This is a genomic window from Pseudomonas shirazica (assembly GCF_015168335.1).
GTDB lineage: Bacteria > Pseudomonadota > Gammaproteobacteria > Pseudomonadales > Pseudomonadaceae > Aquipseudomonas > Aquipseudomonas asiatica.
In genome coordinates this window covers 2,380,785-2,400,640 of record NZ_CP063456.1, presented here as the reverse complement: position 1 = coordinate 2,400,640, position 19,856 = coordinate 2,380,785, and the positions used below count along the sequence as shown (strand labels likewise).

At 62.8% G+C, this 19,856-nt stretch carries 17 protein-coding genes; 7 read left to right on the top strand and 10 right to left on the bottom strand.

Going from position 1 to position 19,856, the window contains the following annotated elements; all coding sequences use genetic code 11:
• Positions 1-68: 68 nt before the first annotated feature.
• The 3 genes from benR to hisN form a co-directional block, all read right to left on the bottom strand.
• Positions 69-1,025, bottom strand: a complete 957-nt coding sequence (gene benR, locus IMX18_RS10875) for a benABC operon transcriptional activator BenR (protein ID WP_015270386.1) — start codon at positions 1,023-1,025, stop codon at positions 69-71.
• Positions 1,026-1,283: 258 nt separating this feature from the next.
• Positions 1,284-2,015 (bottom strand): hypothetical protein, encoded by a 732-nt coding sequence (locus IMX18_RS10870; RefSeq protein ID WP_043936158.1) that lies wholly within the window; start codon positions 2,013-2,015, stop codon positions 1,284-1,286.
• Positions 2,016-2,240: 225 nt separating this feature from the next.
• Positions 2,241-3,032 (bottom strand): histidinol-phosphatase, encoded by a 792-nt coding sequence (hisN, locus tag IMX18_RS10865; RefSeq protein ID WP_015270388.1) that lies wholly within the window; start codon positions 3,030-3,032, stop codon positions 2,241-2,243.
• Positions 3,033-3,179: 147 nt separating this feature from the next.
• On the opposite strand from hisN, the gene IMX18_RS10860 reads away from it, so the two are divergent.
• Together IMX18_RS10860 and IMX18_RS10855 are read left to right on the top strand one after the other, a co-directional pair.
• Positions 3,180-4,070 carry a universal stress protein gene (locus IMX18_RS10860; RefSeq protein ID WP_015270389.1) on the top strand — a complete coding sequence of 297 codons (891 nt, stop codon included), beginning with the start codon at positions 3,180-3,182 and terminating at the stop codon, positions 4,068-4,070.
• Positions 4,071-4,516: 446 nt separating this feature from the next.
• Positions 4,517-6,652 carry a TonB-dependent siderophore receptor gene (locus tag IMX18_RS10855; protein WP_217190357.1) on the top strand — a complete coding sequence of 712 codons (2,136 nt, stop codon included), beginning with the start codon at positions 4,517-4,519 and terminating at the stop codon, positions 6,650-6,652.
• Positions 6,653-6,767: 115 nt separating this feature from the next.
• On the opposite strand, the gene IMX18_RS10850 is transcribed toward IMX18_RS10855, so the two are convergent.
• The 4 genes from IMX18_RS10850 to ptrR form a co-directional block, all read right to left on the bottom strand.
• Positions 6,768-7,289: an acyloxyacyl hydrolase gene (locus tag IMX18_RS10850; RefSeq protein ID WP_015270391.1), complete on the bottom strand. Its 522-nt coding sequence runs from the start codon at positions 7,287-7,289 to the stop codon at positions 6,768-6,770.
• A gap of 197 nt (positions 7,290-7,486) precedes the next feature.
• Positions 7,487-8,233 carry a phytanoyl-CoA dioxygenase family protein gene (locus tag IMX18_RS10845; RefSeq protein WP_015270392.1) on the bottom strand — a complete coding sequence of 249 codons (747 nt, stop codon included), beginning with the start codon at positions 8,231-8,233 and terminating at the stop codon, positions 7,487-7,489.
• 54 nt (positions 8,234-8,287) lie between these two features.
• On the bottom strand, positions 8,288-8,731 hold the full coding sequence (locus tag IMX18_RS10840; RefSeq protein WP_061304461.1) for a hypothetical protein: 444 nt from the start codon (positions 8,729-8,731) through the stop codon (positions 8,288-8,290).
• A 125-nt stretch (positions 8,732-8,856) separates the two neighbouring features.
• Positions 8,857-9,723: a putrescine utilization regulator PtrR gene (gene ptrR, locus IMX18_RS10835; RefSeq protein WP_013972688.1), complete on the bottom strand. Its 867-nt coding sequence runs from the start codon at positions 9,721-9,723 to the stop codon at positions 8,857-8,859.
• Positions 9,724-9,830: 107 nt separating this feature from the next.
• Between ptrR and IMX18_RS10830 the strand changes: the two genes are divergently transcribed.
• The gene (locus IMX18_RS10830) at positions 9,831-11,216 is read left to right on the top strand and encodes an aldehyde dehydrogenase family protein (RefSeq protein WP_100413659.1); all 1,386 of its coding nucleotides are present in this window, start codon (positions 9,831-9,833) and stop codon (positions 11,214-11,216) included.
• A gap of 152 nt (positions 11,217-11,368) precedes the next feature.
• Here IMX18_RS10830 and IMX18_RS10825 read toward each other — a convergent pair whose 3' ends face one another.
• Together IMX18_RS10825 and IMX18_RS10820 are read right to left on the bottom strand one after the other, a co-directional pair.
• A complete protein-coding gene (locus IMX18_RS10825; RefSeq protein ID WP_217190356.1) occupies positions 11,369-13,279 on the bottom strand; it encodes a DEAD/DEAH box helicase in 1,911 nt (636 codons plus the stop codon).
• 177 nt (positions 13,280-13,456) lie between these two features.
• Positions 13,457-14,356, bottom strand: a complete 900-nt coding sequence (locus tag IMX18_RS10820; RefSeq protein WP_015270396.1) for a helix-turn-helix domain-containing protein — start codon at positions 14,354-14,356, stop codon at positions 13,457-13,459.
• Positions 14,357-14,539: 183 nt separating this feature from the next.
• Between IMX18_RS10820 and IMX18_RS10815 the strand changes: the two genes are divergently transcribed.
• From IMX18_RS10815 to IMX18_RS10805, 3 genes are all read left to right on the top strand, one after another.
• Positions 14,540-15,898: a glutamine synthetase family protein gene (locus tag IMX18_RS10815; protein WP_013972693.1), complete on the top strand. Its 1,359-nt coding sequence runs from the start codon at positions 14,540-14,542 to the stop codon at positions 15,896-15,898.
• Positions 15,899-16,088: 190 nt separating this feature from the next.
• On the top strand, positions 16,089-17,177 hold the full coding sequence (locus IMX18_RS10810) for a polyamine ABC transporter substrate-binding protein (protein ID WP_217190354.1): 1,089 nt from the start codon (positions 16,089-16,091) through the stop codon (positions 17,175-17,177).
• A 13-nt stretch (positions 17,178-17,190) separates the two neighbouring features.
• Positions 17,191-18,486, top strand: coding sequence for an NAD(P)/FAD-dependent oxidoreductase (locus IMX18_RS10805; RefSeq protein WP_015270398.1), 1,296 nt, complete (start codon positions 17,191-17,193; stop codon positions 18,484-18,486).
• A 104-nt stretch (positions 18,487-18,590) separates the two neighbouring features.
• On the opposite strand, the gene IMX18_RS10800 is transcribed toward IMX18_RS10805, so the two are convergent.
• Positions 18,591-18,896 (bottom strand): helix-turn-helix domain-containing protein, encoded by a 306-nt coding sequence (locus tag IMX18_RS10800; RefSeq protein ID WP_015270399.1) that lies wholly within the window; start codon positions 18,894-18,896, stop codon positions 18,591-18,593.
• 270 nt (positions 18,897-19,166) lie between these two features.
• Between IMX18_RS10800 and IMX18_RS10795 the strand changes: the two genes are divergently transcribed.
• A complete protein-coding gene (locus IMX18_RS10795; RefSeq protein ID WP_039613626.1) occupies positions 19,167-19,844 on the top strand; it encodes a DUF3313 domain-containing protein in 678 nt (225 codons plus the stop codon).
• Positions 19,845-19,856 lie beyond the last annotated feature (12 nt).

Genomic DNA, 19,856 nt, shown 5'->3' with positions numbered 1-19,856 from the left:
GCAAATGGTGGGTCGAGCATTAAATGCGAACAACTAGCAAAAATATCAGGTGGCCGAGCTAGCTGGCCTCATCCTCGTCGCTTGAACGTCTGCGAAGGCAGCTCACCAAACTGCTGCCGATACACCTCGGAAAACCGCCCCAAATGCAGAAATCCGTAATCCAGAGCAAGCTCTGTCACGCTGCGAACCCCACAAGTCGAGTCGCTCAGGCACGCATGCACCCGCTCCAGCTTGCGCTGGCGTACGTAATGCTTGGGTGTGGTACCCAAATGCTGGTCAAACAGCGCATACAACGAACGTAAACTCATGCATGCCTGCTCCGCCAGAACTTCAGCCGACAGCTCCAGCTTCAGGTTGCGCTCAATGTACTCAAGAATGCGCTCAAGCCCCGCTTGCGGTGCGCTCAGGCATTCGCGACGGATATTGGTGCTCATCAAGGTCAGCAGCTTGCTGGCGACGATCTGGCTGTAGTGGCCCTGCACCCTGGGCAGCGAATCGCTCACCTCTGCTTCCTGGCAGACCATGCCCAGCAGGTTGACGAACCCGTCCAGCTCGTCCAGCCGGTAATGGTTGCGCAAGAACCGCACCCCGCCATCAGGGCGGTGCCAGCGCTGTTCGTCGCAGATCGAATCCAGTAGCCGGGTCGGCACCTTGAGGATGAACTTCTCGCAGTCTTCCGAGTAGGTCAGGTCAACCGGGTCGTCGGGGTTGATCAACAATAGTTCGCCCGGCACCAGGTGGTGCTCGCGCTTGTGCCCGCGCCACAGGCAGTTGCCATTGAGCAGCACCTGCAGGTGGTAGATGGTTTCCAGTGCCGGCGAGGTAACGCGCACGCTGCCGCCGTAGCTGATGCGGCAAAGGTCCAGCTCAGCGAACTTGCGGTGGCTGAGGCTGGCTTGCGGATGAGTGGTGCGAGACAAACCGATGCAATGCTGGCCTACGTGCTGGTTGACATAATCGGACACAGCATAAGGGTCGGCGTGATGAAACACGCTACTGCGCTCGCTCAGCAGGCGGCTTTCCATAGGCAAGGTTACCCGGATCGTTATTGTTCTGGTTGCCGCATCCTACGGCCCGGCGGGCTGTGGTTGCGGTCGTCACGGTCATTCTACCGAGCCGGTTGCGGGTCGCGGGGGCAGGCGACAACCGGTGGATGGGCACACTTAAGCAAAAAGGCGGGGGTTGGGCAATGCGACCTTGGGAATGGATGGGCGGATAGCGAACAGTAAGGACAGGTCAGTGTTCGTTTATCGAACGGCTCAGGCAACCCGGCAACGCTCACTTCACTGCACCGGCAGGAAGTTCATCAACAACAGGCTTTGCGCATAATTCAACCCAATCCTCCTATACCGCTCATCCAGCAACTCCGCCAGCAAATCCAGCCGTGCCACGATCTTGCCGAACTCCACGGCAAAACTCAGGTTGCTGCCCTCTTCCGAGATTTCGTTGGAGAACAACAGCAGCACACCATTGGCATCCTGCCGCTGGCTCAACATCCAGGTGGCCTTCTCGATATTGCGTGCCGCGTTGTTGACGAACAGCGGGTCGATGGTATCGGTCATGTAGAACTCTGTACGGCCGCCGTGCGCGGTAATCAGCATGCTGCCGATGGCGTAGATGAACGCACCGACCCGGTCACCGCGAAACTCGGGGCTCAGGGCGTAGCTCAAGGCTGCCAGGTCGCGACGGTTGCCTAGTTGTGGCAAGGGCTGGCGTTGCTCGATGGCGATACGGATCTGCCCCTCGGCAGTTGCAGCATCCACGTAGCCGGACAGCTTCCACTGATTGGGGTTGCGCAGGTACAGCTTGTTCATCAGCAGGTACAAGCTCTGCAGGTTATCGCGCATGGACAGCGTGGCCAGGCGATCGACGCTGGTCTGGAACAGCTCGCTGGGTTTGCCGTTGCCGAACTGGTCGAGCACGTCGCGGCCCTGCTGCTGGGTGCAGGCGCACAGGCATGTGAGGGCGCCTGCCATTAGCAGGCGGGGGAAGAATTTTGGCTTGCTTGCAACCATCGGCACCGGGTCGATATTCGGCGGCCGCACCGTGGATCAGTGTGGCCTGGCCATGCATAGAGCCCGGAAATTGGAAAAAGTGCGGTGATCGGGGGTTTTGCATACCTGTGCCGGCCGCTTCGCGGGTAAACCCGCGCCCACAGGATCACCACAAATCTTGAAAACTGCGCAGAACCTGTAGGAGCGGGTTTACCCGCGAAGAGGCCGGCGCAGGCATTACATGAATTACATGGCGTGACGCAACATCTCCACCACCTGCGCATGCAGCGCCGGGTCACCACAGGCCACCACGCACCCGCCATTCTGCGCACTGCTACCATCCCACGCCGTGATCACCCCGCCCGCCCCTTCGATGATCGGCATCAGCGCCTGCACGTCATATGGCTGCAGGCTCGCCTCGACGATCACGTCGACGAACCCGGAAGCCAGCATGCAATAGGCATAGCAATCGCCACCGTAACGCATCAGGCGCGCCTTGCCGGCAACGGCCTCGAACGCAGCCTTGCGCGCGGCGGTATCGAACATGTCCGGCGTGGTGCACATCAACGTGGCCGAGGCCAGGTCGGCACAGGCGCGGGTCTTCAACGGCGCACCGCTGCGCCAGGCGCCTTCCGGCGTTCCGACAAAGCGTTCGCCGGTGAACGGCTGGTTCATCACCCCGACCACCGGGTGCGTGCCGTCGTTCAGGGCAATCAGCGTGCCCCACAGCGGCAGGCCGGTGATGAAGGCGCGGGTGCCGTCGATCGGGTCGAGCACCCAGGTCAGCGGGCTGCTGCCGACTGCCACGCCGGCTTCTTCACCGAGGATGCCGTGGTCGGGATAGCGGGCCTGGATCAGCTCGCGCATGGCGTCCTCGGCTGCCTTGTCGGCCACGGTCACCGGGTCGTACAGGCGCCCACCCTTGTCCTCGACGTCCAGGCTGGCGCGAAAGTATGGCTTGATCGCCACGGCAGCGGCATCGGCCAGCTGCTCGGCAAAGGCGCGGAATTCGCCGATCTGTTCAGCACTCAGGGACATGGGGCGGGCCTCGTGAAAATGATGGGGCCCGCATCATACCCGACACGCCGTTCCGCGCCAGCCTCCGCCAGGCTGCTCATGCGCCCTGCGCGGTCTAGACTGAACAAGACCAGATCACCGGGGGGCTGCCACACGTGGAGGTGTGAGATGAGCCAGTTCAAGCGTCTGTTCGTCATGCTCGGCCCGCAGATGCGCCACACGCCGGCGCTGCAACGCGCTGCGGCGCTGGCGGAATCCAGCGGTGCCTTGCTGGATATCAACGTGTTCGTCGACGATGTCGACACCTTCGGTTTGATGAGCGATAGCCGCGAGCGGGAACGGCTGCTCAGTGACAACCGCCAATGGCTGGCGGACGAAGCCGAGCAACTGGCCAACGCCGGCCTGGATGTATCTACCGAACTGCTGCTGACCCGCGACCCGCTGAACAGTGTGCTGGAACGGGTCGAGCGACTGGGTTGCGACCTGCTGATCAAGGATGTGCAGCACGAACCGGTGCTCAAGCGCCTGCTGGTAACGCCACTGGACTGGCAGTTGCTGAAGGACAGCCCGGTCGCCGTGCACCTGGTCAGCGATATCCGCCTTCCCCTGCCCCGGCAGATTGCCGCCGCGGTGGACCTGAACAGCCATGGCGCAGGCGAGCATCTGGATGAGCAGGTGATCCGCTGCGCCCATGCCCTGGCCCTGCAGTGCAATGCCGAGTTGCACCTGCTGCATGTGTGCGACGCGGCCAAGACACACATTGCCGACTTCGGCGCTGGCACGGTGACCATGCCCGGCTTCGATGTCAGCGTGCGCACCGCGCAGCGGGCGGCGTTCAACCGGCTGGGCGACCACCACCAGATCCCGCTGGAGCGCAGGCACTTTCTGGAAGGGGCCGCGATCAAGGCGATTGCCCAGTTCGTCGGCCACAGCCGGGCGGATGTGATCGTGATGGGCAGCCACCGGCATGATGCCATGCAGACGTTCCTGGGCGGGACGACAGCGCATGTGCTGGAGCATCCGCTGTGCAATGTGTTGGCGATCAAGGCGGTTCGGTGAGTGCTGGTATACCTGCACCGGCCTCTTCGCGGGTGAACCCGCTCTCATAGAACAACACATGACTCATTGGTTCGGCGAGGTTCTGTAGGAGCAGCCTTGTGCTGCGAAGAGGCCGGGGCTGACAAAGCCTGTCTATTGGCTGTACCGGCCTCTTCGCAGCACAAGGCTGCTCCTACAAAGGACGCGTCAGACGAGCGATATTGGTTCTCTGCGCGAAAGCGCAGCCCAAAGGGCTGGGCAATCTCCCACAGGAATTCCACTGACCTCAGGCTTGGTGAACCCCCTGTGGGAGTGGGTTTACCCGCGAAGAAGCCAACACGGATTCTACCCTTGGCATCTGGTACACCAGTGCCACATAAAAATAATGCATTTGATAATGATTCGTAGTAGTTTCTCGGCGCTTGCCCACCCTACCCTCAGCGCCCCACTCCAGGATCGTACCGTCGATGCGTCGCACGTTCGTTTCGCTTTGTGTGCTTCATGCTGTCTCTCCGCTGGCCTTTGCCGAGCCTGAACCGCTCAGCGAACCCACCCAGATCGAACTCCAGGCCCTGAACATCACCAGCAGCGCCGACAGCGAACGTGCCGATGGCCCGGTCGAGGGTTACAAGGCTACCCGCTCGGCCAGCGCCACTCGCACCGACACTGCCCTGCACGAAACCCCGCAATCGGTCAGCGTGGTGCCCAAGGATGTACTGGAAGACACCGGCGCCACGCGTCTGCAGGACGGCCTGGACTACGCCGGCGGCGTCGGCCGCGCCAACAACTTCGGCGGCCAGGGCCTGACCACCTTCACCGTGCGTGGCTTCACCACCGGCGAGTTCTACCGCAACGGTTTCCCGATCAACCGCGGCTACCCCAACGCCCCCGACGCCAACACCGTCGAACGCCTGGAAGTGATCCGTGGCCCGGCCAGCAGCCTGTACGGCCGTGGCGACCCAGGCGGCACCTTCAACGTGGTCAGCAAGCAGCCGCTGCCAGAGTCGAAAGTCACCCTGGGCAGCCAGTTCGATGACCAGGGCATGCACCGCGCTACCCTGGACGCCACCGGGCCGCTGAACCAGGACGGCTCGCTGGCCTACCGCCTGAACCTGCTGGGTGAAGGCGGCGAAAGCTTCCGTGACGATGTGGAAAGCGAGCGCTATGACGTGGCGCCGGTGCTCAGCTGGCAGGTCAACGATAGTACGAAGATCGTCTTCGAGGGCGACTTCATGCGCAACAACCATCCGCTGGACCGTGGCCTGACCCGCCTGCCCGGCCAGCTCGGCACAGCTTCGCGCGACACCAACATCTGGGAAAAAGGCAGCGACAACCTGCTGCACAACGACAACAACATGGCCCAGTTGCGTTTCGAGCACCTGCTCAACGACAACTGGACGCTGGGCGGTGGCATGCAGTGGCTCGACGGCTCGCTCAAGGGCAATGCCGTGGAAGCCAACGCATTGCAGGCTGACGGTCGCACGCTGGGGCGCAACTTCAACTACCGCAAACTGGAGTGGACCGACCGCGACTACCAGCTCAACCTCACCGGCCACTTCGACACCGGCGGCTACGCTCATACACTGCTGACGGGCATCGAGTACGAAGACTACGACTACAACTCGATCATCCAGCGCTCGGCCAGCGGTGCCGATAAGTACACGATTGACATCTTCGACCCGGTACTGGGCCAGCCACGCCCTGCCCTGACCCGCACCACCACCCATGACAAGGAAAACCTGAAGACCTGGGCGGCATTCATCCAGGACCAGGTGGCCCTGACCGAGCGACTGAAGGCGCTGGCGGGTGTGCGCTTCGAGCGCTTCGAGCACGATTACGATGACAAGCTGCCGACCAACCGCGACTTCAGCAAGGGCGAAAACGGCGTCACCCCACGCTTCGGCCTGATCTACGACCTGACCGATACGGTTGCGGTCTATGCCAACACCGCGCGCTCGTTCAAGCCCAACACCGGCACGCCAAGCGGAGGCGGAGGCTTCGACCCGGAGAAAGGCAAGTCCTACGAACTGGGTGTGAAATGGGAGGCACTCGACCGCCAGCTGAGCATCGACGCGGCGATCTATCACATCGTCAAAGAGAACGTCCTGGCGCGCGACCCGAACGACTCAACCGGTACCTACAGTATTGCGGCCGGCGAAGTGCGCAGCCGTGGCCTGGACATCAACATCGCCGGCAACCTGACGCCAGAGTGGCGCGTGATCGGTGGCTATGCCTACGTGGACGCCGAAGTCACCCAGGATACGACCCTGCCCAAGGGCACGCGCCTGGCCAACATCCCGCGCAACAGTTTCAGCCTGCTGAACACCTACGAGTTCCAGGATGGCCTGGCCAAGGGGCTGGGGTTGGGGGTTGGGGTGAAGTACGTGGATGATCGCGCCGGCCAGACGGCAGCCACGACCTACACCATGGAGCGCTACAGCGTGGTGGACCTGCTGAGCTTCTACAAGGTCAACGAACACGTGCGGTTGAACCTGGATGTGAAGAACGTGTTCAACAAGGGCTATGACGAGGGCGCGTTCAACAACTACGTCTACCCGGGTGCGCCAAGGACAGTGCAAGCTGGGGTTTCGTATACCTTCTGACAGTTCCTGGGGCTGCTTTGCAGCCCATCGCGACACAAGGCCGCTCCTACAAGGAAACCGCGATCTCCTGTAGGAGCGGCCTTGTGTCGCGATGGGCCGCATAGCGGCCCAGGTCTCAGAACCCTTTGCTATAGAACAGCGAGTACGACTCGATGCCGTCGTTAGGCTGCTTGAGCCCCGCGTTGGAGTAGTGCATCGCGCGGATCCCCACCTTCTGCTCCCCCGGCAGTTTCAGACCAAAGCCGATGCGGTCTTCGAAGTTGACCGACGAGCCCAGGCGCTGGTCGCCCACGTCGGTCTTGGAAAACGCCGCCAGGCCAATGCCGGCCTCGATGTACGGGGTATAGGTGAAACCGCTGAACTCGTAGGTGAACACCGGGCTGAACGACAGCGAGTGCGCGCCACTGGCCTCACCGCCTTCCCAATAGGTGTAGGCCGCATCCCAGTACCCGGTCAGATGACCGGTGCTGCTTTCCAGCCATTTCTTGTCCCAGTCGAACGACAGGCCGATACGGTAGGTCATGTCACCTTGGCCAGTGGCGCCAACGGCACCGCTCACCTGCGCTGCCTGGGCCAGATTCGCCCCGGCAAAGGCCAGCACTGCAGCAGCCAGCGAAGCTGCTAGACGGGTTTTCATCAATGACTTCTCCTGATGGTCTATACGACAAGTGGGGGCTTGGGCCCCTCGATCTTATGTGGTGACCGGATGCATCCCGACCGGTCACACGAAGTAATAGTTTTCTGATTATCGACCAGATAAACAGAAAGTTGAAAGTGAATTGCCACCATTGGCTAATACCCTGCGCCAGCATCTGCCATGCCGAACAGCAGCAGTCAGTCGTATTCCGCCTCTTCGTGTTCGCCCAGCAGGCGCCTTTGCCTGGGTGTGGCTTCCTCCAGCACCTGCGGGTTGAAACGCCAGTTCAGGTACGGCGAAAACTTCTGCGCGACCATGCGCCGGCCATAGTGCACTTGCAGCATGTCGCGCTGGCTTGATTGGGTGCAGTTGGCCCCGCCGCTATGCCAGACATCGCTGCGAAACACCAGCGCGTCCCCGGCATTGCACAGCACCGGCTGGGCCTCACGGCCCTGCCAGTGTTGCTCGCCAGCCTGCGGTGGCCGTGCCGCGCGGTGGCTGCCGGGCACAATCCAGGTCGGCCCGATGTGATGGTCGATATCGCTGAGGTACAGCTGCGCAGTCAGGATTTGCGGGGGCTGGGTGAAGTCGCCACGCTCGCTGAGCCAGTCGGGCAACTGCATGGGCAGATGGTCCAGGTGCAGGGCCATGCCGGGGTAGCCCGGGTGGCTGCGCCAGGCGGTCTGGCCGATCACATGGCAGTCGGCGCCCAGTGCCGCTTCGGCCAGGGCAATCAGCGGCGGCAGGTCGAGAAAGGGTAACCACAACGGGTTGCGGTTGAATACGCACTTGTAGTGTTCCAGCAGCCCCTGGTAATCCCAGTGGATGGGCTGCAGGTCATCGATGGCGCAGCGCAGCAAGGCGATACGCAAGGGCTCGAGCACACCGGGGAGCAACACATAGCCCCGCTCGTCCAACATCTCCAGCTGAAGATCCAGGCTCATGGCGATGTGCTCCTTTCAGGCAGGAGCACATCCGTACTCCTGCCCGTTTTTCCATCAACGCCAGTTCAGGTTCACGGTGGTGGGGGTCTTGCCATTCACGGTCACCAATTGCTGCACCGTCTCACCCTGGGCGTTGCCAGTCACTTTGTATTTACCGGGAGGCAACTGCACATACAGCAGCGGCCCGGCATCCGTAAGACTGAGCACGGGCTGGCCCTGTGCATTCTGGATGTCGACGGTGGCACCGCTCTGGAACTTGCCTTCCGGGCCGGTGGAGAGTTCCACGTGCAGGTCATAGCCCGGGGTCTTGCGCAGGGCGTTGGCTTCATCCTGGCCGATGCCGCCTTGCAGGTAGCGGACGCCGTTCTGCTCCTGCTGTTGCAGTTGCACGGCCTGCATGTCGATGGGGGCATTGAGGTCGGCGGCGGCCGCCAGGGTCCATGGCAGCGCCAGGGTGATCAGCAGCGCCGCGCCGAGGGCATAGTGATGGTTACGCATGGTACGACCCTCCTTTCGAGGATGGCTTACCTATTATCTGATCCTTCGGGCGTAACGGCGTTCGTGCTGATGCATGGTCGTCTTGATGAAATTCGCATCGATGGTGTGAATATTGCGCTGGAACATCAGGTTGCGCGCCCCTCCTCAAGCAGTTTCACGAACATGCTCAAACTGCGCGATACCGTGCCCCGGCGCCACACCAGCCAGGTCTTCAGGTAACGGAAATCCTCCGACATCGGCCAGGCACTGACGGTGCTGCAACCGGGCATGTTGTCGAGCATGCTGCGCGGCATCATGGCCAGGCCGGCGCCGGCGCTGACGCAGGCCAGCATGCCGTGGTACGACTCCATTTCGTGGATCTTGCCCGGCACCGCCTGGTCCTGCACGAACCAGTTCTCGAAGTGGTGGCGGTACGAACAGTTGGCGCGGAAGGCGTATATGCTTTCGCCGTTGACGTCCTGGGCGCGGGTTACCGGGGCGTGGTTGAGCGGCGCGATGACCATCATTTCTTCCTCGAACACCGGCATGCCTTCCAGCGTCGGGTGCAGCACCGGCCCGTCGACGAACGCTGCCACCAGGCGGCCAGACAACACGCCTTCGAGCATGGTCCCGGACGGCCCGGTGGACAGGTCCAGGTCGACCTTGGGGTAGCGCTGGTTGTAGGCCGCCAGCAAGGCCGGGATGCGCACCGCGGCCGTGCTTTCCAGCGACCCCAGGGCGAAGGTGCCCTGCGGGTCTTCACCGGCCACGGTCAACCGCGCCTCATGCACCAGGTCAAGGATGCGCCGGGTGTACTCAAGGAAGTTCCAGCCTGCGGGGGAAAGGCGCAGGCGGCTCTTTTCACGTATGAAAAGCTCCACGCCCAGGTCCTCCTCCAGTTGCTTGATACGCGTGGTCAGGTTCGACGGCACCCGGTGGATATGCTGCGCAGCGGCACTGATGCTGCCCTGCTCAGCCACGGCCTTGAAGATCTCGAGTTGCACCAGGTCCACAGCCATTCTCCAAACGTGAATGTTTCGCTCATTATTATTCAGTTTTCATTAAAGCCATAGCCCACTAGTCTGGCGTCACGGTTCAACAACAACGAGAGTGTCCCGCCATGAGCGCGATCAGCAGCCTGACCCACGCCATCTCCCTCGACCCGTACAGCGGCGAGCAGATCGGCGCCTACCCGTTCGACACCGACGCCGCACTGGAAGCGGCGCTGCAACGCGCCAAGGTTGGCTACCGCCAGTGGCGCCAGGTGTCGCTGGGTCAGCGCAGCGAGTACCTGCTTGCCCTGGCCAGCACCCTCGAAACCAAGGCCGAAGCCTTCGCGCAAATGATCAGCCGCGAAATCGGCAAGCCTGTCGCCCAGGCCCGTGGTGAAGTCAGCAAGTGCGTCGGCCTGTGCCGCTGGTACGCCGAACATGGCCCGGCCATGCTCGCCCCCGAGCCGACCCAGGTCGAGAAAGCCCGCATCGAATACCGCCCGCTGGGCCCGATCCTGGCCGTGATGCCATGGAACTTCCCGGTCTGGCAAGTTCTGCGCGGCGCCGTGCCGGCGATCCTGGCCGGCAACACCTACGTACTCAAGCACGCGCCGAACGTGATGGGCAGCGCCTACCTGCTGGGCGAACTGTTCAAGGATGCCGGCCTGCCGGAAGGCGTGTTCGAAGTGCTGAACGTGACCCCGGACGGCGTCACCCGCGCCATCAACGACCCGCGCATCGCCGCCGTGACCCTGACCGGCAGCGTGCGTGCCGGCATGGCGATTGGTGCACAAGCCGGCGCTGCGCTGAAGAAGTGCGTGCTGGAGCTGGGCGGTTCCGACCCGTTCATCGTGCTGGCCGACGCCGACCTGGATGCCGCCGTGAAAGCTGCCGTGATCGGCCGTTATCAGAACACCGGCCAGGTCTGCGCTGCGGCCAAGCGCCTGATCGTCGAGGAAAGCATCGTTGACCAATTCACCCGCAAGTTCGTCGAGGCTACTCGCGAGCTGAAGGTCGGCAACCCGCTGGAAGAAAGTACCTACATCGGCCCGATGGCCCGTTACGACCTGCGCGACGAGCTGGATGGCCAGGTCCAGGCGACCATCGCCGAAGGCGCCACCCTGCTGCTGGGCGGCCACAAGGTCGATGGCGTGGCCAACTTCTACGCGCCGACCGTGTTCGCCAACGTCACCCCGCAGATGACTGCGTTCAAGCAGGAACTGTTCGGGCCGGTGGCTGCGATCATCAGCGCACGTGATGCGGAGCATGCGGTGGAGCTGGCCAACGACAGCGAATTCGGCCTGGCCTCGACCATCTACACCGCCGACTACGCGCTGGCCGAACGCATGACCGCGGCGCTGGATACCGGCGGCGTGTTCATCAACGGCTATTGCGCTTCCGACCCCCGCGTAGCGTTTGGCGGGGTGAAGAAGAGCGGCTTCGGGCGTGAACTGTCGCACTTTGGTGTGCGTGAGTTCACCAATGCCCAGACTGTGTGGCTGGACCGTAACTGATCCAGCGTAACAGGGGCCGCTTTGCGGCCCATCGCGACACAAGGCCGCTCCTACAGACGATCACGGCGCGATCCTGTGGGGTCGGCCTGTATCGCGGTCCCTTGTAGGAGCGGCCTTGTGTCGCGATGGGCTGCAAAGCAGCCCCAACAATCTCAATCCCGAACCTGGTCCTTGACCCAGTCCAGCATCCCCCCCGGCACGATCAGTTCATGCCGCGCCCGCGAACAGGCGGTATACAACCCCGCCAGCATCCGCGCCCGTTCATTGCGGTTCCCCGCTACCTGCGGCGCTACCATCAGCTCCGGCGACACCATCACCCGGGCGAACTCCATGTTCTTCACATCGCGCACCCGCCCCAGAAACAGCTTGGGCGCCTTGTCCCAACGGTAACGGCTCTTGGCCCTGGCAAAGTGCTCTGGCGTGTAGCCCTTGCGCAGCATGTTGGCCACGGCGACGAACGCCTTGTCATCACCCTTGTCCTGCTCCAGCGCCTGCCAGCTGGCATAGCGGAACAGCATCGGGTGACGCGGCCGGGTGCCATGGCGATACAACTCGATGCAGTCTTCGACGAACAGCTCGAAGTCCTTGCGCGCGCTTTTCAGCAGCACGAACGGCACGCCTTGGTGGGTCAGGCGCTGGAACCAGCCAAACAGGCCCCATTCATCGTCGACGATCAGCGCCGTTGGCTGTTCCGGCACCGTTACCGCATCGAAGAAGCTGACCCGGGTGTAATGCTCGGCGCTGCCGCTGAAGGCTGCCTGGATCGCCGCCGGGTGGGCCTGGATCAGCGGGTTGAGCACGTTGTCCATCGCCGGCCCGGCCCGCAGCGAGTGGTCGATGTAACGCTGGCGGATAAAGCCGCCATGGTGCGCGCTGAGGCCGTTGAGGTTCTGCAGCTCGTCACCCAGGGCAATGATCGACTGCGGGCTGCGGTCGAGCACGGCAAGCATCGGTGCCGACAGCTCGTGGGCCTCGTCGACGATGACATGGGTGTAGCGGCTATCGATCACATGACCGGTCAGCGACAGCAGTTTGACCCGGTGGTAGTCGCGCACCGGCAACTGGATTTCCCGTGCCGACGGGCGAATCAGCTCCTGCCAGTACAGGCGTGCCTTTTCCAGCAAGACTTCCTGGTCCAGTGGCGTGGTCCCCGGCCCGGCCCAGGGCAGGTGGTGCAACTGCAGCTGGGTGTCGGCGCTGTGGCAAAACGTGCGTACCGCGCGGATGCACAAGGCAACCACATCGCGCGCGGCGAGCGGGCCGATGTCGGGGATGGCCAGCCAACGTACCACCTGCGCATCCTGCGGGCGCCACGAAAGCTTGGTGCGATACGGGTCGCGCAGGCGCCAGCCATTGCTGGTGAGGTCGCGGTTGAGCAGCTCGTCGGCCAGCTGGCCGAAGGTCAGCGCGGTGTAGGCGGCGGCGTCCTTGACCCGCGCCTGCAGGGCGCGCAGCTGGCCTTCGGTCAAGGCCAGCAACAGCGTGCGCTGGGGCTCGAGCAGGCGGGCGAACTGGTGAATCAGGAAGGTCTTGCCGGTGCCGGCAAAGCCCTGCACCGCCACCGACTCATCGATACCACTGAGGAATTCGCGCAGCAGGCGGTTCTGTTGGTCGCTGAGCATCAGGTCGCTGGCCAGGGAAGGCAGGTACACCGGGTGCAGCGGGGTTGCCCGCTGGCGGTAGCTGTCGGCGAACTGGAAATTCCACTGGCCCTCGGCGTCCAGCAGCTCGTCGGCCAGGTACTCCACCTCGGTCGACGGCAGCGCGATCCCGTTTTCGCCCAGCATGCCCAGGCCCATGGCGAAGGCTTCGCGATCGAAGTGCTGTGCTACCTGCCCCTGAAAGCGCCCCGGTGCGGCGCTTTCGACCTCGTTGGCAATGCGCACGATTTCGGCAAAGCGGCGTTCCTGCGCATCCGCCGAGGCGGTGGCGGGCTGGCGCGGCAGGTTCTGCACGAACAGCACGGCGGCGGCGGCGAGCACGCTGGCGGTGGTGAAGAAGTCGGTGGTGGGCTCGCTGGCGAGGCGGTCGGCCTGGTCGCTGGGCAAAGGCAGGTAGAACATCGGCACCTCGGGTGAAATCAGGGCGGCACGATAGCAATTTTTGCTGTGGAATGCTGGGTTGTGTATTGCCTGGCCCGGCCTCTTCGCGGGTGAACCCGCTCCCACAGGGACCTCACAATGCCTGGCACTGAGGTAATCCTGTAAGAGCAGCTATACCACCAAGCTACACCACCAAACTCAGCCCCTGCCCCGCTTCAAGGTCTCGCTGGGAAACTCCTTGAACAACTGCCGGTAACTCTCTGAAAACCTTCCCAAATGCCAGAACGACCAACGCATCGCCACCTCGGCCACGGTCACTTCACCGCCATGCAGCAGATCGCGCCGCGCACCGTTCAGCCGGCGCAGGCGCAACCAGTGCGCCGGCGGCATCCCGGTAAACGCCTTGAAGGCTTGCTGCAACTGACGCAAGGAAACCCCGGCAACATCCGCCAGCTCCACCAGATTCAGCGTTTCCTCCGGGCAGTCGGCCGCCCACTCGCTCACCCGCCGCATGATCGCCCGTTCCTCGTCACGCCGGCCCAACGCCACGCCCTGCAGGCGTTGGCAGGCGTTGTCGAGGATGAACAGGCAGTCCTCCAGCAATTGCTCCGCCAGGGCCTGCCCCTGCAGAGGGCAATCCGCCTGGCCCAGGCGGGTCAGTGTCGCACTCAGCCAACTGCCGAACAGCGCATTCTGCCCGCTGCCCAGCGGCACCATGAACAACCCTTCCAGGCGCTGCGGGTCAAGCCCATGGCGCGCCAGGAAGGCCTGGTCGAACACGACCGCCACTTCCTGGTAGTTCTCTGGCGTGATCCAGATGTTCCGGCTCTGCTCGTTCAGCAGGTACAGGCTGTTCTCGCTGCGGTCGAAGCAGAACGCCAGCGAACCGCTCGGCGCGCGGAAAAACTGCTCCACCCGGGTGTTCAGCCGCTCCTCGTACACCTCCACCCCGTCCAGCCCCAGGCAACGCAGCTCACCGCTGAAATGCCCGGGCGACATCTGCCGGTACTGCTGCTGCCAGCCAGGGGTGGCACGTACTTGTTCGGTTACGTCGGTGGTGTGGTAAGCCTGGACTTGCAGGGCATTGGCGGTTGTCACGCTCGGTCCTAGTTGCACTCTTTTGGTGCATTCATTGCCGGAGAAAGTGGATAGATCAGCCTTGCGGGCTGCGACCAAGATAGTCTCCAGCGCGTCACCTGGGAAGCGGGACGCCTTCGAAACCCTGGAACGGTTTACGCTGGCACGCTTGCTCCCACACCAAAACCCAACCAAGAGGTCTGTATGAACGCCCCCTTCGATCAGCTGTCCGCCTGGCTGAAAGAACACCGTATCACCGAAGTCGAATGCGTGATCAGCGACCTGACCGGCATCGCCCGCGGCAAGATCGCACCCACCGCCAAGTTTCTCCACGAGCGTGGCATGCGCCTGCCCGAGAGCGTGTTGCTGCAGACGGTCACCGGCGACTATGTCGACGATGACATCTACTACAACCTGCTCGATGCCGCCGACATCGACATGGTCTGCCGCCCAGACCCGAGCGCCGTGTACCAGATCCCGTGGGCGATCGAGCCGACCGCGATCGTTATCCACGACACCTTCGACAAGCAAGGCAACCCCATCGAACTGTCACCGCGCAACGTGCTGAAGAAAGTGCTCAAGCTTTATGCCGACAAAGGCTGGCAGCCGATCGTGGCACCGGAGATGGAGTTCTACCTGACCCAGCGCTGCGAAGACCCGGACTTGCCGCTGCAGGTGCCGCTGGGGCGTTCCGGCCGTGCCGAAAGCGGCCGCCAGTCGTTCTCGATCGATGCCGCCAACGAGTTCGATCCGCTGTTCGAAGACGTCTACGACTGGTGCGAGATCCAGGGCCTGGACCTGGACACGCTGATCCATGAAGACGGCCCGGCGCAGATGGAGATCAACTTCCGCCATGGCGACGCCCTGGACCTGGCCGACCAGATCACCGTGTTCAAGCGCACCATGCGTGAAGCCGCGCTCAAGCACAACGTGGCCGCTACCTTCATGGCCAAGCCGATCACCGATGAGCCCGGCAGTGCCATGCACCTGCACCAGAGCGTGGTCGACATCGCCACCGGCAAGCCGATCTTCGCCAATGAAGACGGCAGCATGAGCCAGCTGTTCCTGTACCACATCGGCGGTTTGCAGAAGTACATCCCCAAGCTGCTGCCGATGTTCGCGCCCAACGTCAACTCGTTCCGCCGCTTCCTGCCGGACACCTCGGCACCGGTGAACGTCGAGTGGGGTGAGGAAAACCGTACCGCCGGGCTGCGCGTACCCACCTCAAGCCCCGAGGCAATGCGCGTGGAAAACCGCCTGCCGGGCGCCGACGCCAACCCGTACCTGGCCATCGCCGCCAGCCTTCTGTGCGGCTACCTGGGCATGGTCGAGCGCATCGAGCCCAGCGCACCTGTGCAGGGCCGTGCCTACGAGCGGCGCAACCTGCGCCTGCCGATCACCATCGAGGACGCGCTGCAGCACATGGAAGACTGCGAGACCGTGCAGCAGTACCTGGGCAAGCAATTCGTCCAGGGTTACGTGGCGGTCAAGCGTGCCGAGCACGAGAACTACAAGCGCGTGATCAGCTCCTGGGAGCGTGAATTCCTGATGCTGAGCGTGTAATCACCTTCCAGGGCATGCACTGGACCTGTAGGAGCAGCCTTGTGCTGCGAAGGGGCCAGTACCGCCACAGCAGATCTTTTGCCCTACCGGCCTGTTCGCAGCACAAGGCTGCTCCTACAAGGTGATGACTCACCTGTGGGAGCGGCCGCCATAAACCGAACGCCAAGAACAATACCAACGAGGTGTCCCAATGCGTCATCTGCAAGCCCTGATCCCCGCCGCATTCACCCTGCTGTTCGCCACCACTACCCAGGCCACTCCCTCGGTCAGCGTGTACAACTGGACCGACTACATCGGTGACACCACCGTGGCCGACTTCCAGGCAAGCAGCGGGATCAAGGTGGTCTATGACGTGTTCGACTCCAACGAAACACTGGAAGGCAAGCTGCTGGCCGGGCGCACCGGCTATGACGTAGTGGTGCCATCCAACCACTTCCTCGCACGCCAGGCACAGGCGGGTGCCTTCCTGCCGCTGGACCGCAGCAAGCTGCCGAACTGGCAGCACCTGGACCCCAAGCTGCTCAAGCAACTTGAACAGAACGACCCAGGCAACCAGTACGCCGTACCCTACCTGTGGGGTACCAACGGCATCGGCTACAACATCGACAAGGTCAAGGCGGCCCTGGGCGTCGACCATATCGATTCATGGGCGGTGCTGTTCGAGCCCGAGAACCTGAAAAAGCTCAAGCAATGCGGCGTGGCGTTCATGGACTCGCCCGACGAACTGTTCCCGGCCGTGCTCAACTACCTGGGCATGGACCCGCGCAGCGAGAAACCGGCCGACTACGCCAAGGCGGAAGCCCGCCTGCTCGAACTGCGCCCCTACATCACCTACTTCCACTCCTCCAAGTACGTTTCCGACCTGGCCAATGGCGATGTCTGCGTGGCCTTCGGCTACTCCGGCGACGTGTTCCAGGCCGCCAACCGCGCCGTGGAAGCGAAGAACGGGGTAAAGATCGCCTACAGCATTCCCAAGGAAGGCAGCAACCTGTGGTTCGACCTGCTGGCCATCCCCAAGGACGCCAACAACCCCGAACAAGCCTTGGCGTTCATCAACTACCTGCTCGACCCCAAGGTGATCGCCAAGGTCAGCGCCACGGTCGGATATGCCAATGCAAACCCCGATGCCCAGGCCTACATGGACGCATCGCTGGTAAACAACCCTGAGATCTACCCACCCCAGGACGTGCTGGACAAGCTGTACATCTCCAGCACGCCGAGCCCGAAAATCATGCGTGTCATGACTCGCTCCTGGAGCAAGATCAAGTCCAACCGCTGAGCCGAGAACGCCCATGTCTTTCACTACCCAACACACCGCTTCGTACTATGCCGCCACGGCACGCGATGCGGCGCCCTACCCCAGCCTGGACGGCGAGCTGAGCGCCGATGTGTGCGTGGTCGGCGGCGGGCTGACCGGGGTCAATACCGCCCTGGAACTGGCCGAGCGCGGCCTCTCGGTGGTGCTGCTGGAGGGCCGACGCATCGGCTGGGGTGCCAGCGGCCGCAATGGCGGCCAGCTGATTCGCGGCATCGGCCATGACGTCAGCGGCTTTGCCCGGCATGTCGGCCAGGACGGTGTGCACTACCTGAAACAGGCCGGCATCGATTCGGTAGCGCTGGTGGCCAGCCGTATCGCCCGGTACGGCATTGCCTGCGACCTGCGCTGGGGCTTCTGCGAACTGGCCAACACCCCTGCGCAGTTCGCCGCCTTCAAGGACGAACAGGACGACCTGGCCGCACTCGGTTATCGCCCTGAAACCCGCTTGGTCAGTGCCGACCAACTGCATGAAATCGTCGCCAGCGACCAATACGCCGGCGGCCTGGTAGACATGGGCTCGGGCCACCTGCACCCGCTTGACCTGGTTCAGGGCGAAGCCCGCGCCGCCCACGGCCTGGGCGTACGCATCTTCGAGCAGAGCCCGGTGCTGCGCATCGAGCACGGCCCCCGCGTGACACTGCACACAGCCCGTGGCAAGGTGCGGGCAAGCAGCCTGGTGCTGGGCTGCAACGCCCACCTCGATGAACTGGAACCACGCCTGAGCGGCAAGGTGCTGCCGGCCGGCAGCTACGTGGTGGCCACCGAGCCATTGCCCGAAGCGCTGGCCAACAGCCTGATCCCGCAGAACATGGCGCTGTGCGACCAGAAAGTCGGCCTGGACTACTACCGCCTCACGGCAGACCGGCGCCTGCTGTTCGGCGGCGCCTGCCACTATTCCGGCCGCGACCCCAAGGACATCGGCGCCTACATGCGGCCCAAGGTGCTGAAGGTGTTTCCGCAACTGGCCAACGTGCGTATCGAATACCAGTGGGGAGGCATGATCGGCATCACCGCCAACCGCTTCCCCCAAGTCGGGCGCCTCAGCCAGCACCCCAATGTTTACTACGCCCAGGGCTATTCCGGGCATGGGCTGAACGTGACGCACTGGACGGCGAAACTGCTGGCCGAAAGCATCGCCCTCGGCCACAGCCAGGGGCTGGACGTGTTCAGCGCCGTGCCGCACCTGACCTTCCCCGGTGGCAAGGCACTACGCTCACCGCTGCTGGCGCTGGGGATGTTGTGGTATCGACTGCGGGAGGTGCTGGGTTGACGTGGCAGCAGGCTTGCCTGCGAATCGGAAGTTAAAGGAAATTTTTCAAAAAATTCCGTAATTCACTGATTTTAAAGGGCTTTCAAAGAACAAAGATAAAGGACTCAAAGAAGAGCCTGTAACCATTTGTTTTTAATGATATTCAGCAGCTTCAAAGCCGGTCCCGATGGACGCGTCTCGCCCTGCTCCCATTTGCGCACTGTCGATGCGCTCGTGTGCAAATGCATCGCAAAGACCGGCTGGCTGAAGTTGAGTGCCTCACGCAAACGGCGTATGTCCAGTGCGCTGAAATCTCGTACCGGTGCAGGGCATAGCGCTTCGTAATCCCGAAGCGTGACCTTGCCGATCGCTCCGGCCTCGTGCAGGGCGACAAGGTCCTCGCGTAACGATTCAATCAGTTTGCTGCTCACAACATACCTCCACCCGCCTGCAACGCCCGGCAGAGCAAACCCAGAAAGACTTTGCCCGCGAATCGCAGCACTTCTGCTCCTTAACGGGCATAGTTTTCCAAGGGCGGCAGAAACTGAAAAGCCAGCGAAGTCCCAAGACACCGTTGGAATTTGCGCGCTTGGGAACGTGACCGTAGCCACTTCCCACTACAGATTGAACCAGCCCACTGGCCAACTGCCCCGCACCTGCTAGCGTTGTTCTGGCCGACCTATCATGGATGCATCTTCATCATGAAATCATTGCCCCGCATTACCCTGTTGTGCGCCGCACTGCTTACCATGGCCGCCTGCTCCAGCAATCGCGTGGACCCAAAGGACTACTCCGGCTTCCTCAAGGATTACAGCCGTCTGCAGGAAACCAAGAGCCCGTCGGGTGACCCGGTGATGCGCTGGATCGACCCCAAGGTCAACGTCAACCAGTACAGCCAGGTGTTCATCGAGCCCAGCCAGTTCTACCCCAAGCCGCAGCCGACGCCGGTCATCTCGGCGCAGACGCTGCAGGAAATCACCCGCTACTTCAACGAAGCGCTGCGCCGTGAAATGGGCAGCGTGGTACCACTGGCCAAGGGCCCCGGCCCGGGCGTGATCGTGGTGCGCCCGGCCATCACTGCGGTGTCCACCAGCAACGAGGGCCTCAAGCCCTATGAGGTCATCCCTATCGCGCTGATTTCAGCCGGTGTGAACACCGCCATGGGCGGCCGTGACCAAGAGGTGGATGTCGGCGTGGAAGCTGCGTTCCTCGATGGTGCCAGTCAGAAAGTGCTGGCCCAGGTCGTGCGCAAGGGCACGGGGCAGGATCTGGAGAACAAGACCACGCAGCTGACCCTGAATGACGTCAAGCCGGTGCTGGATGGCTGGGCCAAGGACATGCGTGCGAGTTTCCTGGAAGCGAAGCAGAAAGCCCGCTAAAGCCTCACTGGT

Bases quoted from the DNA above. Each gene is read 5' to 3' on its own strand.
- IMX18_RS10825 (WP_217190356.1), bottom strand. From the start codon at position 13,279: ATGTTCTACCTGCCTTTGCCCAGCGACCAGGCCGACCGCCTCGCCAGC.
- IMX18_RS10830 (WP_100413659.1), top strand. From the start codon at position 9,831: ATGAGCGCGATCAGCAGCCTGACCCACGCCATCTCCCTCGACCCGTAC.
- IMX18_RS10810 (WP_217190354.1), top strand. From the start codon at position 16,089: ATGCGTCATCTGCAAGCCCTGATCCCCGCCGCATTCACCCTGCTGTTC.
- IMX18_RS10855 (WP_217190357.1), top strand. From the start codon at position 4,517: ATGCGTCGCACGTTCGTTTCGCTTTGTGTGCTTCATGCTGTCTCTCCG.
- IMX18_RS10845 (WP_015270392.1), bottom strand. From the start codon at position 8,233: ATGAGCCTGGATCTTCAGCTGGAGATGTTGGACGAGCGGGGCTATGTG.
- IMX18_RS10870 (WP_043936158.1), bottom strand. From the start codon at position 2,015: ATGGTTGCAAGCAAGCCAAAATTCTTCCCCCGCCTGCTAATGGCAGGC.
- hisN (WP_015270388.1), bottom strand. From the start codon at position 3,032: ATGTCCCTGAGTGCTGAACAGATCGGCGAATTCCGCGCCTTTGCCGAG.
- benR (WP_015270386.1), bottom strand. From the start codon at position 1,025: ATGGAAAGCCGCCTGCTGAGCGAGCGCAGTAGCGTGTTTCATCACGCC.
- IMX18_RS10860 (WP_015270389.1), top strand. From the start codon at position 3,180: ATGAGCCAGTTCAAGCGTCTGTTCGTCATGCTCGGCCCGCAGATGCGC.
- IMX18_RS10815 (WP_013972693.1), top strand. From the start codon at position 14,540: ATGAACGCCCCCTTCGATCAGCTGTCCGCCTGGCTGAAAGAACACCGT.
- IMX18_RS10795 (WP_039613626.1), top strand. From the start codon at position 19,167: ATGAAATCATTGCCCCGCATTACCCTGTTGTGCGCCGCACTGCTTACC.
- IMX18_RS10850 (WP_015270391.1), bottom strand. From the start codon at position 7,289: ATGAAAACCCGTCTAGCAGCTTCGCTGGCTGCTGCAGTGCTGGCCTTT.
- IMX18_RS10805 (WP_015270398.1), top strand. From the start codon at position 17,191: ATGTCTTTCACTACCCAACACACCGCTTCGTACTATGCCGCCACGGCA.
- IMX18_RS10840 (WP_061304461.1), bottom strand. From the start codon at position 8,731: ATGCGTAACCATCACTATGCCCTCGGCGCGGCGCTGCTGATCACCCTG.